12 protein-coding genes are annotated in these 12,339 nt (G+C 71.7%); 9 read left to right on the top strand and 3 right to left on the bottom strand.

The genetic code is table 11. From position 1 onward, the window contains the following. Window positions 1–102: 102 nt before the first annotated feature. The 3 genes from Q0C41_RS04975 to Q0C41_RS04985 all read right to left on the bottom strand — a co-directional run bounded on the left by Q0C41_RS04975 (window position 103) and on the right by Q0C41_RS04985 (window position 2,715). Window positions 103–510, bottom strand: coding sequence for a cytidine deaminase (locus tag Q0C41_RS04975; protein ID WP_291981489.1), 408 nt, complete (start codon window positions 508–510; stop codon window positions 103–105). Beyond that, window positions 507–1,331, bottom strand: coding sequence for a purine-nucleoside phosphorylase (locus Q0C41_RS04980; RefSeq protein WP_367079131.1), 825 nt, complete (start codon window positions 1,329–1,331; stop codon window positions 507–509). Before Q0C41_RS04980 ends, Q0C41_RS04975 begins: the two co-directional genes overlap by 4 nt. Before the next feature lie 64 nt (window positions 1,332–1,395). Next, window positions 1,396–2,715, bottom strand: coding sequence for a thymidine phosphorylase (locus Q0C41_RS04985; RefSeq protein WP_291981493.1), 1,320 nt, complete (start codon window positions 2,713–2,715; stop codon window positions 1,396–1,398). Window positions 2,716–2,741: 26 nt separating this feature from the next. Between Q0C41_RS04985 and Q0C41_RS04990 the strand changes: the two genes are divergently transcribed. From Q0C41_RS04990 to Q0C41_RS05030, 9 genes are all read left to right on the top strand, one after another. Beyond that, a complete protein-coding gene (locus tag Q0C41_RS04990; protein WP_291981495.1) occupies window positions 2,742–4,421 on the top strand; it encodes an amidohydrolase in 1,680 nt (559 codons plus the stop codon). Continuing rightward, window positions 4,411–4,872 (top strand): hypothetical protein, encoded by a 462-nt coding sequence (locus tag Q0C41_RS04995; RefSeq protein WP_291981497.1) that lies wholly within the window; start codon window positions 4,411–4,413, stop codon window positions 4,870–4,872. The genes Q0C41_RS04990 and Q0C41_RS04995 overlap by 11 nt, the downstream gene beginning before the upstream one ends. 142 nt (window positions 4,873–5,014) lie before the next feature. After that, window positions 5,015–6,340 carry a Gfo/Idh/MocA family oxidoreductase gene (locus Q0C41_RS05000; RefSeq protein ID WP_291981499.1) on the top strand — a complete coding sequence of 442 codons (1,326 nt, stop codon included), beginning with the start codon at window positions 5,015–5,017 and terminating at the stop codon, window positions 6,338–6,340. A 6-nt stretch (window positions 6,341–6,346) separates the two neighbouring features. Beyond that, the gene (locus Q0C41_RS05005; RefSeq protein ID WP_291981501.1) at window positions 6,347–8,068 is read left to right on the top strand and encodes an alkaline phosphatase family protein; all 1,722 of its coding nucleotides are present in this window, start codon (window positions 6,347–6,349) and stop codon (window positions 8,066–8,068) included. Between the two features lie 106 nt (window positions 8,069–8,174). After that, window positions 8,175–9,644 (top strand): S8 family serine peptidase, encoded by a 1,470-nt coding sequence (locus tag Q0C41_RS05010; RefSeq protein ID WP_291981503.1) that lies wholly within the window; start codon window positions 8,175–8,177, stop codon window positions 9,642–9,644. Beyond that, entirely contained in the window at window positions 9,641–10,444 is an 804-nt protein-coding gene (locus tag Q0C41_RS05015; RefSeq protein WP_291981505.1) for a hypothetical protein, read from the top strand. The genes Q0C41_RS05010 and Q0C41_RS05015 overlap by 4 nt, the downstream gene beginning before the upstream one ends. A 41-nt stretch (window positions 10,445–10,485) precedes the next feature. Further along, window positions 10,486–10,800, top strand: a complete 315-nt coding sequence (locus tag Q0C41_RS05020; RefSeq protein ID WP_291981507.1) for an MGMT family protein — start codon at window positions 10,486–10,488, stop codon at window positions 10,798–10,800. Window positions 10,801–10,925: 125 nt separating this feature from the next. Then, the gene (locus Q0C41_RS05025; protein ID WP_291981509.1) at window positions 10,926–11,492 is read left to right on the top strand and encodes a sigma-70 family RNA polymerase sigma factor; all 567 of its coding nucleotides are present in this window, start codon (window positions 10,926–10,928) and stop codon (window positions 11,490–11,492) included. Continuing rightward, window positions 11,489–12,250 carry an anti-sigma factor gene (locus Q0C41_RS05030; protein WP_291981511.1) on the top strand — a complete coding sequence of 254 codons (762 nt, stop codon included), beginning with the start codon at window positions 11,489–11,491 and terminating at the stop codon, window positions 12,248–12,250. Before Q0C41_RS05025 ends, Q0C41_RS05030 begins: the two co-directional genes overlap by 4 nt. Window positions 12,251–12,339 lie beyond the last annotated feature (89 nt).

Consider the following 12,339-nt stretch of genomic DNA (forward strand, 5'->3'; position numbering starts at 1 on the left):
CGGGAACCGGGCACCGGGCACCGGGCACCGGGTAGGGCCGGTTCTCCGAACCGGCCGTCACCGTCAGATCGCTATCATGACGGCCCGCTCGGAGAGCGGGCCCTACCTGGTGAGAAAGCGCGCGTCGAAGGGCCGTGGGAGCAGATCGGCCATGGCGAGGACGGCCCTGACCTCGGTGGGGGTGGCCAGGACGACGGGGATGTTGCCGCAGAACTCCCAGAGGATCTGCCGGCACGCACCGCACGGGGGCGTCGGCTCGTCGGTGTCGGCGACCACGGCGATGGCCGTGAACTCGTCAGGCCGCATCCCCTCGGAGATGGCCTTGACGACCGCCACCCGCTCGGCACAGAGGGTCAGCCCGTACGTGGCGTTCTCGACGTTGCAGCCGGTGACGATGCGGCCGTCGCGATGCCGGAGGGCGGCGCCCACGGCAAAGTGCGAGAACGGCGCCCAGGCATGCGCTCGCACGGCCCGCGCCGCTGCGACCAGGTCAACGTCGGCGAAGGTCACCGCTGCACCATGCGGGCGATGAAGGCATCGAGCAGGGCGATGAACTGCCCGCGCACCCGCGACGCCGTCTGCATGACATCGTCGTGGTCGAGGGGCTCGTCGACGACGCCGGCAGCGGGATTGGTGATGCACGAGATGCCGGCGACCGCGGCCCCCATGTGGCGCGCGGCGATGGCCTCCGGCACGGTGGACATGCCGACGGCGTCGGCCCCCAACGTGCGGAAGGCGCGGATTTCGGCCGGCGTCTCGTAACTGGGCCCGAGCGTCGCGAGATAGATGCCGCGCTGCAGCGGAACGCCTGTCTCGGCCGCCGCCTCGAGCGCCATCGCGCGCAGATCGCGGTCGTAGACGTACGTCATGTCGGGAAAGCGCACGCCGAGTTCCTCGACATTCGGGCCGACGAGCGGGTTGGTGCCGAGCATGTTGATGTGATCGTCGATCAGCATCAGCGCGCCCTGCGTGAAGGCCGTGTTGATGCCACCGGCCGCATTGGTCAGCACGATCCGGCGCACGCCCCACCGCACCATCGCCCGGACGCCGAACACCGCGCGCGTGACCGGATAGCCCTCGTAGAGGTGGGCACGCCCGGCGAGCGCGGCGACCCTGGCCCCCGACCTGTGCGTGCCGACCACGAGCGTGCCGGCATGGCCGACCACCGACGAGGACGGCCATCCGGGGATGGCCGCGTACGGCAGGACCGTGGCCTCGGTCAGCGTGTTGGCGAAGTCGCCGAGGCCGGTTCCGAGCACCACGGCGACGTCGGGCGGGGCACCCACTCGCTGGCGAAGCACGGAGACGGCGGAGTCGAGGCTGGACAGCAGGTCGGTCATGGGAGTCGGGAGTCGGGAATCGGGAGTCGGGAGTCGGGCGACACGGGCGCTCGCGCTACCGCGTCGCGGCGAGGCCGAGGCGATCGAGGATCAGCGGGCGCGGCGCGGGCGGTGTGGCACTCATCGTGAGGGCCTCGGCGAGCATCGGCCGGACGGCCGCCACGTCGGCGGCGGTGCGGGCGTGAATCGCGATCAGCGGCGCGCCCGCCACGACGCGATCCCCGGGCACGGCCAGCAGGTCGAAGCCGACGGCGGGGTCGACGGCGTCCTCGGCCCGGGCGCGGCCTGCGCCGAGTTGGACGGCGGCGCGGCCGAGCAGACCGGCGTCGTAGCGCGCCACGTAGCCCTCACCCGGGGCCGTGAACATGTCGCGCACGGGGGCCTGCGGCAGCGTCGCGGGGTCGTCGATCATCCCGACGTCTCCGCCCTGCCGCTGCACGATGGCGCGGAACGCCGCGAGCCCGCGCCCGTCGGCCAGGGCCTCTCGCACCGCGTCGCGCGCGGCCTCGAGCGAGGGGCGCCCCTGCCCGAGCCACACCATCAGGGCGGCGAGTTCGACGGAGAGTTCCACCAGGTCGGCCGGACCGCCACCGCGCAGCACGTCGACACATTCGCGGACTTCGAGGGCATTGCCGATCGTGCGGCCGAGGGGCACGTCCATCTGCGTCAGCAGTGCCGCGACGCGCAACCCCGATCGCTCGGCCAGGCCGACCAGTGCGTCGGCCAGGGCGCGGGCATCATCCTCGCGGGCCATGAAGGCGCCGCTGCCGGTCTTGACGTCGAGCACCAGCGCATCGATGCCTTCGGCGATCTTCTTGCTGAGGATCGACGCACAGATCAGCGGCAGGCTCTCCACTGTGGCCGTGACATCGCGCAGCGCATACAAGGTCCGATCGGCCGGTGCCACCTCATCGGTCTGTCCGATGAGGGCGCAGCCGAGATCGGCGACCTGTGCGCGAAACTCGTCGAGGGTGAGGCGGGTGCGGAAGCCCTGAATGCTCTCGAGCTTGTCGAGCGTGCCGCCCGTGTGTCCGAGCCCACGGCCAGACATCATCGGCACCGGCACCCCGAGCGCGGCGACCACCGGCGCGATGATCAACGACGTCTTGTCGCCCACCCCGCCCGTGCTGTGCTTGTCCACCTTGATGCCGGGGACGGCCGACAGGTCGACGCGAACGCCCGAGTCGACCATCGCATCGGTCAACCACGTCGTCTCGTCGGGCGTCATGCCGCGCAGCCACACGGCCATCAGCCACGCCGACAACTGGTAGGGCGGCACCGAGCCATCGCTGGCGCCGGTGACCATCCAGGCGATCTGTTCGCGGGTGAGCGCGTTGCCGTCGCGCTTGGCGCGGATGATGTCGACCGCACGCATGAGGAGGCGCAAGTATACTGCCGGCCGTGCGCGGACTCTCCCTGCTTCTCGCGTTGGCCGTCGCCGGTGGCGTGTCGCTGACACAGGTGCCGTCGCCGCCGACCTCGCCGGCCGATCTCGTGGTGATGAACGCCCGGGTCTACACCGTGGACACCGGCCGGCCGGAGGCGCAAGCGCTGGCAGTGCGCGGCGACCGCCTCGTGGTCGTGGGCACGACCGCCGAGGCCCTGGCGCTGCGCGGCCCGAAGACGCAGGTGGTCGATGCAGGCGGTCGCGCCGTGATTCCCGGCCTGCACGACGCCCACGGCCATGTGCTCGGCCTCGGTGAGGGCTTGCAGAACGTCGACCTGCGCGGCACCACGAGTGCCCAGGCCGTGGTGGACGCCATCCGCGCGAAGGCGCAGCAGGTGCCGCCGGGTCAGTGGATCCGCGGCCGCGGCTGGGACCAGAACGACTGGGCGGACAGCGCGTGGCCCACGGCTGCGCAGCTCGATGCGGCGATCCCGAATCATCCGGTGTATCTCTCCCGCGTCGATGGGCACGCGGCGTGGGTGAACACCACGGCCCTGCGAGCCGCGGGCGTGACGGCGTCGGTCGCGGATCCCGAGGGCGGGCGCGTGCTGCGCACCCCCGCCGGCGCCCCGACTGGCGTGCTGGTGGATACCGCGATGGGACTCGTCGCGCGCCACATCCCTGCCCCCGACGCGGCGGCGCGCCGCGAGCAGCTGCGGCTCGCCGACGACCTCGCCGCGCGCCTGGGCCTGACGATGGTCCACGATGCCGGCGTGGCCTGGCCGGACGCCGAGATGTACCGGGTGGCCGCCGATGAAGGGCGCCTGAAGACGCGGCTCTACGTGATGCTGCGGCCGCCCCGCGCAGGCGAGACACTGCCGCCGCCCGTCATCGGGCACGCAGGGCATCTGCTCACCGTGCGGGCGGTCAAGCTGGTCGCCGATGGGGCCCTCGGGTCGCGCGGCGCCGCGCTGCACGAGCCGTACAGCGACGAGCCGGGCACCCGCGGCCTGCTCGTGACGCCGCCGGACCAGTTGTACGCGCAGGCGCTGGCGACGGTGACGGCGGGGTACCAGCCCTGCATCCACGCCATCGGCGATCGCGCCAACACCGCGGTGCTGGACCTGTTCGAGCGGCTGCAGCGGGAAGTGCCGGGCAGCCGGGCCCTGCGCATGCGCAACGAACACGCCCAGATCCTGCGCGCCAGTGACATCCCGCGCTTTGCCGCGCTGGACGTCATCGCATCGGTGCAGGCCACGCACGCGACGTCGGACATGCCGTGGGTGGCGCAGCGCATCGGCGAGGCCCGCACACGCGACGGCGCGTACCTCTGGCAGGCGCTTCGCCGCAGCGGCGCCCGCCTCGCCAACGGGTCGGACTTCCCCGTCGAGGAACCCAACCCGATGCTCGGGTTCTACGCGTCGGTCACCCGGCAGGATCGCGCCGGCCAGCCGCCCGGCGGATGGATGCCCGATCAGCGGTTGACGCGGGCCGAGGCCCTGCACAGTTTCACGGCGGGTGCCGCATACGCCGCGCATCTCGAGCAGGATCTGGGCATCCTGCGGCCCGGCGCCCTCGCCGACCTGCTGGTGCTCTCCGACGACATCATGCAGGTCGCCCCGGCACGCATCCTCGAAGCGCGCCCCCTGATGACCATTCGCGGCGGACGGGTGACGTTCCGCGATGGCCTCTGAAGCAGGCCGCGCGCTGCTGGCAGGCGGCGTCACGCTGGTGGCGGCGCTGGCCGTGCTGACCTGGCAGACGATCCGGATTCCATCGCAGGCTCCCCATCGGGTCGTGGCCGAGCTGCGTCTCGCCCAGGCGGCCGCGGTCCTGCTGGCCTTCTCCTCGGCGTTCCTCGCCGGCCTCGGCGCCTCGGCCCCCGGGCCGGTCGCCGCCTTCGACATGGCGTGTGCCGTGCTGGCCGCCGGGCTCGCCCTGATGACGCTGGTGCGTGACCCGCGCGCCGCGCTGGCCTGGATCGGGGCCGCCTTTCTCGCCAGGGCCGCGCTCGACCTGGCGCACCTGCTCGGTTGGCTGCCCGTGGTCGCGGCCGATCCGGTGCTCGCGGGCAGCCTCGGTGCCAATGTGCTGGCGGCGCTGTGCTGCGCCCTGCCCCTGCGGCGGCGGCCCGTCCGCGGGTAGGCCGCGTCGCCTCGCCCTGCGCCCCGGGTGGTGACGGACCGCTCGGAGAGCGGTCCCTACCCGTGTCGAGAGGCTTCGATCCACACTAGGGACGGCCAGGCCGCGCGTGGCGGTCCCGTCCCCCTCCGGAGGTTCGTTCCAGATGCCGTCTTCCGTCAGTCGCCGCCGTTTCCTGCAGGAACTTGCCGTGGCCTCCGCGGCCATGCCACTCGCGGCCCAGGCCGCGCACGCGCAGGCCGGCCGCAAGGTGCGTCATGCCAGCTTCGGCGCCTCGGGCATGGCCCTGGCCGATGTCCGCAGCTTCTCGAGCCATCCGGCGTTCGATCTGATCGCGGTGGCGGATGCCGATCTCTCGCGCACCGAGCCGATCAAGAAGCTCTTCCCGAACGTCCGCGTGTATCAGGACTGGCGTGAGTTGCTCCGCAAGGAGGCCGACAACCTCGACTCGGTCAACGTCTCGACGCCGGACCACATGCACGCCCCCATCGCGATGGCCGCCATGTCCTACGGCAAGCACGTCTACGTGCAGAAGCCACTGGCCGCCACCGTCCTCGAGACCCGCATGCTGGCGTCGGCCGCGCGCGAACGCCGGCTGGTCTCGCAGATGGGCATCCAGATCTCGTCGCACCCGACGCAGCTGGCCACCGAACTGATGATCCGCAACGGCTTCATCGGCAAGGTCACCGAGGTGCACACGTTCTGTGACAAGACCTGGGGAGACATGTCGCCCATCCCCGCGGGCGCGGACCCGGTGCCCGAAACGCTCGACTGGGACGGCTGGCTGGGCGTCAGCGAGAAGCGGCCGTTCAAGAAGGACGTCTACCACCCCGGCAACTGGCGCAAGCGCGTCGGCTTCGGCACCGGCACGCTCGGCGACATGGGCTGCCACATCTTCAGCACGCCGATTCGCGGTGTGAACCTCTACCTGCCGACGTCGATCACGTCGTACGGCCCGGGCGCCGTGCACGGCAACTGGCCCATCGACGCCAGGATCAAGTTCGTCTTCCCCGGCACCACCCTGACGGCGGGCAGCACGCTCGACTTCTGGTGGTACGACGGCGCGGTGCGTCCGCCGCAGGCGGTCGCCGACGCGGTCGGTGGCAAGGTCCCGGGTTCCGGGGCGGTCATCATCGGCACGGGCGGTGCCATCCTCCTGCCCCACATCGGACCGCCGACGCTGCACCCGGCCGAGACGTTCGCCGGGCGCACGATCCCCACGGTGCCCGATCGGAACCACTACCACGAGTTCCTCGACGCCGTCCTCAAGGGCCCTGGCACGATTTGCTCGGCGAGCTTCGACTACGCCCAGCTGGTCACCGAAGCCGTGCTGCTCGGCAGCGTCGCGGAGCACTTCCCCAACGAGACGCTCGCCTACGATCCGGCCACCATGCGCGTGACCAGCCACAAGGCCCCGAACCAGTGGCTGCAGCGCTCGTTCCGCAAGCAGTACCTGGTGACGCGCCTGTAGGCCGACGTGTCGACGTTCGCTGTCGGTTTTCGTGCACGAGCAGGCCGGGCCGTCACCGGCCTGCTGGCGCTGGCCGCCTCGGCGGCCCCGCTCGTGGCGCAGTCCGCGCCACCCTCCGCTCCTCGTCCGCCACGCCCCTCCCTGGTCGTCGTGCTCGTCGTCGATCAGTTTCGCGGCGACTACGTCGACAAGTACGGCCATCAGTGGCGGCAGGGCCTGCGACGCCTGTTCGACCAGGGCGCGTACTACACGGAAGCGGCCTACCGCTACGCCAGCACGATGACGTGCGCCGGGCACGCCACCATCGGCACCGGCGCGACGCCGCAGACGCACGGGATGATCTCGAACGCGTGGCACGACCGCGCGCTCGGCCGCGATGTCGGATGCACCGAGGATCCGGCCATCAGGAACGTCACGTACGGCGCCGCGGCGGCACGCACGGGCGAGAGCCCGGCCCGCCTCGCCACCCCGACACTCGCCGACGAGATGCGTGCGCAACTCGGCATCGCCCCACGCGTGGTGACGATGTCGATGAAGGCCCGGGCCGCGCTGTCACTGGCCGGCCATCGGTCGACGGTGTCGACCTGGTTCGACGGCCCCCGCGGCTTCGTCAGCTCGCCCGCGATGGGCACACCTGGTCGCCTGCCCTTCCTCGAGCGCTACCTCGCCGCGCACCCGGTCGAGGCCGACGCCGATGCCGTCTGGGATCGGCGGCTGCCGGAGACCGCCTACGTCCATGCCGATGCAGGCGCCGGGGAAGGCGGCACCGGGGCGCAGTTCCCGCATCGCCTGGCGCCACCGCCGATCGACGGGCAGATCGATCCCACCTTCTACGGGAACTGGCAGATGAGCCCGTTCTCGGATGCGTATCTCGGACGGATGGCCGCGGCAGCGATCACGGAGCTGCAGTTGGGACGGGGCGCCGGCACCGACTTCCTCGCCGTCAGCTTCTCGGCGCTCGACACCGTGGGGCATGCCTACGGCCCGCGCAGCCACGAGGTGCAGGACGTGCTGGCGCGACTCGACGAGACCATCGGCACGCTGCTCGAGGCGCTCGACCGCCACGTCGGGCGCGACCGCTACATGCTTGCCTTCACCTCCGATCACGGCGTGAGTCCGGTGCCGCAGCAGATGCAGGCCCTCGGGCTCGGCGGCGGCGTGGTGGACCGAAGGGCGGTGCAGACGGTCCTGACGACGGCCCTGGGCGGCAGCGTGATCGACAGCAACACCGGCGCCGAGATCTATCTCTCGAAGGACGCCGCGTCGAAGCTGGCGGCACTCGACCAGCGCGAGTGGGATGCCCTGCGGACGAACCTGGAGCAGATCGAGGGCATCGCCCGGGCGTGGCGCACGACCGACCTGCTGGCCGGGCGCTACGAGGCGGCCTCCGATCCGCTGGCGCACGCGGCACGCCTGAGCGCCTATCCGGGGCGCTCCGGCGACATCATCTTCATCACCCGTCCCTACTGGTATCCGTACTCGATCGTCGCCACGCACGGGACGCCGTACGGCTACGACCAGCACGTGCCGCTCGTGTTCCTGGGGCCGCAGTTCCGGCCGGGTCGGTACACGGCGTCGGCCAGCCCGGCCGACGTGGCACCGACACTGGGACGTCTGCTCGGCGTGACGCTCGCGGCCGCCGACGGACTCACGCGGGTCGATGCCTTCGTTGCCCCGCCGGCGTTGCCCGCGCAGGGCGACGCGGCGCCCGCAGCCGGTCGTCCCTGACGGCCGGCTGCCTTGACCGTGCCGCGCACCGGCACGGACAATGCTCGCGTCGGACACACAGGCGGGAACGGCGCGACCGCTCCTGCCGCACAGGAAAGAGAACCCGGTGGGTCGATCCGTGACTCTGGTGGGGCTGGTGCTGGTGGCCGCCCTCGGCCTCGTGCTGTCGGCGCAGGAGCCGACCTTCACCCGTCGTCCTCGTGCGGATCTGGCCGATCGCCTGCGGGCGGTGGCCCGGCTCGGCACGGACTACGTGCCCGGGCGCATCCTCGTGAAGTTTCGTGACGGACTGCCGACGCAGGCCATGACGTCGGCGGTCACGCTCGCGCTGCCCGGCACCGCCACCCAGCTGCGCGCCGGGGACGCCTACACCGACTTCACCTACGTCGACGTGCCGCTCGACGCCGACGTGCCGGCGATGGCCGCCGCGCTGGCCGCACGACCGGAGATCGCCTTCGCGGAGCCCGATGCGTTGCGGCGCCCTGAAGTCACGCCGACCGACCCGTCGTTCGCGCGGCAGTGGCACATGCGCGTGATGAATCTCGAGCGGGCCTGGGACATCAACGACGGCGCCCGCGACGTCGTCGTCGCGGTGATCGACAGCGGGCTGGCGATGGCCAACGACGTGCTGCGCTTCCCGCGCTTCTTCGCCGGCCGCCTGCAGATCATCGACGTGCCCTTCGCGCGCAGCACCGACATCGTGTCGACCAACCGCCTGGTCGCGCCGTACGACTTCCTGTACGAGGACACGCTGCCCTACGACATGGACGGGCACGGCACGCACGTCACCGGCACCATCGGGCAGCAACTCAACGCGGAGAGCGGAGTCGGCGTGGCGTACAACGCGCGGATCATGCCGCTCAAGGTGTGTCTCGGTGAGTGGGAGGTGCTCTTCTTCCTGGCCGAAGACGGCGTCTCCACGCTGCCCCCGATCTTCGAAGGCGGGGCCTGCTTCGCCTCCGACGAGGCCCGGGCGATTCGCTATGCGGCCGACAACGGCGCCAAGGTGATGAACATCAGCATCGGCGGCGAGTCGCCGGCCGCCGTGACGCAGAGCGCACTGCAGTACGCCGTCTCGCGCGGCGCCTTCGTCGCCCTGTCGGGCGGCAATCGCTTCGAGGACGGCAACCGTCCTGGCTACCCGGCGGTCTACGCGCGCGACATCAACGGCGTGATGGCCGTCGCCGCCGTCGGTCAGGACCTCAATCGCGCCTACTACTCCAGCACGGGGGACTTCATCGAGATCGCGGCCCCCGGCGGCAACACGCGGGTCGGCGGCGCCGCAGGCCGCATCTGGCAGCAGACGTACCGGGCGTCCGGACTGAGCCTCAACCAGCTCGCCCCCCGGTTCGACCTGCTCGAAGACGATGCCTACCAGGGCACGTCGATGGCGGCGCCCCATGTCGCGGGCCTGGCGGCGTTGCTCCACGCGCAGGGCATCCGCAATCCCGCCACCATCGAAGCCGCCATCCGGCAGTTCGCCACCGACCGCGGCAGCGCCGGGCGCGACAACGAGTACGGCTTCGGCCTCGTCGATGCGCGGGCGACCCTGCGCGGATTGGGGATCGCGCGATGACCGCCCGCCGTCTGCCTGCTCGCCTGCTGGTGCTTGGATTCGCGCTGGGTCTCGCTGTCGGACCCGCGTCGGCGCAGGAGCCCGCGCCGGCCCCCTCGGCTCCACCCCCCGCGGCGCCGACGCCCGCCGGAGAGCCGCGTGCGCCGGAGGACGTGACCACGCCGGACGCGACGCCCGACGACATGCCGACGCCGCGGAAGCGCGGACCCGGCATCCGGCCGCGCGTCTTCGGCCTGGTCGGCTTCCAGTCGTTCACCGCCGCCGACAGCTTCTCCGCCGTGCTCGACACCTCGAGCGGCGTCGTCTTCGGCGGCGGTGGCGGCCTGCTGCTCGGACGCCACCTGTTCGTGGACGTCAGCGTGTCGTCCTTCTCCGCCGACGGCTCCCGTGTCTTCATCGCCGATGGCGGCGAGGTCGTCGACCTCGGCATCGCCACGGAGGTCACGGTGAGGCCGATCGACATCTCCGTCGGCTGGCGCTTCGCCAGCGCGCCGCGGCTCGGCCCGAACGGCAAGGCCCGACTCCGCCCCGTGCCCTACGGGGGCGGCGGCTTCGGCTTCCAGCAGTACACGGAGACGTCGGAATTCGCCAGCGCCGAAGACGACGTCAGCGAGACCCACGGCAGCTATCACGTGCTCGGGGGCCTCGAGTTGCCCTTCAGCCGCCACCTGGGCGCCACGGCCGAGGTGCTCTACCGCTGGGTGCCGGACGGCCTCGGCACCGGCGGTGTCTCGAGTTTCTACGACGAAACCGACCTCGGCGGCGCACAGGTCCGAGTCAAGGTCGTGTTCACGTTCTAGGCCCCCCTGAGCCTTGAGCCATGAGCCGTGAGTGCTGAGCCATGAGCCCTGAGCCTAGGAAGCCGTTCGCAGCTCGGGTGTTCGACGCGGTCCGCGCCATCCCGTCGGGCCGCGTGGCCACATACGGCGACGTCGCGGCCGCGGCAGGACGCCCAGGGGCGGCGCGTGCCGTGGGCACGCTGATGGCCAACGCCGGCCCGCGGCGGATTCCGGCGCACCGTGTCGTCGCCGCGGGGGGCGCCCTGGGCGGGTACGGCGGGCACGAAGCCGAGAAGGCCGCGCTGCTGCGCGCCGAAGGCATCACGGTGGTCGGCCGTCGGATCCGCGGCTTTGCGGCGATCCGCTGTGAGATCTGAATCTCTGCCGGCATTCCCGGCATGCCCGGCATTCCCGGCATGTCGTTGAACCCGCCTCGTGCTGCCCTCGTCTTTGTAGCCACCCCCCGGCAACGCCGCCGGGGCGCTTCCCGTCCAAGATGCCAGTGACGAGTCATGCCGCCGACATGCGGCTCGCCGCACGTTGTCGCGCCGGGGATCTCGCGGCATTCGAGGAGCTGTATCGGGTCCACAGCGCCCGCCTGTACGCCGTGGCCTACAGAATGCTCGGGCACGCCGAAGACGCCGAGGACATGCTGCAGGAGATCTTCCTGCTGGCCTTTCGCAAGATGGCGTCCTTCAAGGGCGATGCGTCGCTCGGCACCTGGTTGTACCGGCTGGGGGTGAATGCCTGCCTCGACCGGTTGCGCAGCAAGGCCCGTCGCAACGACCAGCACACCGAGTGGCTCGACGACGACCTGCCACCGGTACGGGCCAGGACCGACGTCGGCGGGGCCGTCCTGCATCGTCTCGACCTCGAACGGGCGTTGCGCGAGTTGCCGCCGGGCTGTCGGGCCGCGTTCCTCCTCCATGATGTGGAGGGCTTCGAGCATCGGGAAGTGGCGACGATGCTGGGGATCGCGGAAGGTACGTCGAAATCGCAGGTCCACAAGGCCCGACTGCGGCTGCGGAGTCTGCTCGGACGGGACACCACGGGGGGGACACGGGCGTGAAGTGCCAGGACGCAGAGCAGGCGCTCGACGCGCGACTGACCGGCACGCTGAGCCGGGAGGACGCCGACGCGCTGGACGCGCATCTCATCGGGTGCCCGGCGTGCCGGGCGGCCGAAACGGAGGCGCGTCGGCTGCAGGCCGACCTGCGGCGGCTCGGGTCGGAGGGGCCGTCACCGCGACTGTGGGAGCGGGTGTCGGCGCGGCTGGACGCCGATCCGGAGTTCCAGCGCGCCGGCGCGGCGGCCTCCGCGCGCGACGACCGTCACCGCGGCGTGGACTGGCGGTGGGTGGCGCTGGCGGCCGCCCTGATCATCGTCGTGGCCGGTTCGCTCGTGGGCCTTCGCCGATCCCTCGACACGGCGCCGGGGCCGACCGCGCCGACGGTGGCCACGACCAGCCCGGCCGACACCCCCGGCGATCTGGTCGGTGCGATCGAGAGCGAGCTGGATCTCGCGGCGCGGCACTACGAGAACGCCATCGCCGGCCTCGAGCGCGTGGCCAGCGACGGTGATTCGCCGATCGACCCGGCGGTGATGGCGACCGTGCGGGAGAACCTCGAGATCATCGACCAGGCCATCGACGACAGCCGCCAGGCGCTCCGGACCGATCCGCAGAGCCAGATCGCGCAGGAGAGTCTGTTCGATGCCTTCCGCCGCAAGGTGGCGCTGCTGCAGGACACGATTGCGCTGATGAACGAGATGCGCAAGGGCAACCCGGCCGGTGCGACGGCGATTGCCTCGGGACTGAACAAGGGATGACGACCATGAACCGGATCTGGCGAGGGCTGATGTGTGTGGGCGTGGTGGCGCTGTGGCTGCCGCCGGCGCTGGGAGCAGCACCGCTGCTC

This window comes from Luteitalea sp. (assembly GCF_022842525.1).
Taxonomy (GTDB): Bacteria; Acidobacteriota; Vicinamibacteria; order Vicinamibacterales; family Vicinamibacteraceae; genus Luteitalea.

Coding starts and splice junctions, on each gene's coding strand:
- Q0C41_RS04985 (WP_291981493.1), bottom strand. CDS start 2,715: ATGCGTGCGGTCGACATCATCCGCGCCAAGCGCGACGGCAACGCGCTC.
- Q0C41_RS04995 (WP_291981497.1), top strand. CDS start 4,411: ATGGCCTCTGAAGCAGGCCGCGCGCTGCTGGCAGGCGGCGTCACGCTG.
- Q0C41_RS05000 (WP_291981499.1), top strand. CDS start 5,015: ATGCCGTCTTCCGTCAGTCGCCGCCGTTTCCTGCAGGAACTTGCCGTG.
- Q0C41_RS05015 (WP_291981505.1), top strand. CDS start 9,641: ATGACCGCCCGCCGTCTGCCTGCTCGCCTGCTGGTGCTTGGATTCGCG.
- Q0C41_RS05020 (WP_291981507.1), top strand. CDS start 10,486: ATGAGCCCTGAGCCTAGGAAGCCGTTCGCAGCTCGGGTGTTCGACGCG.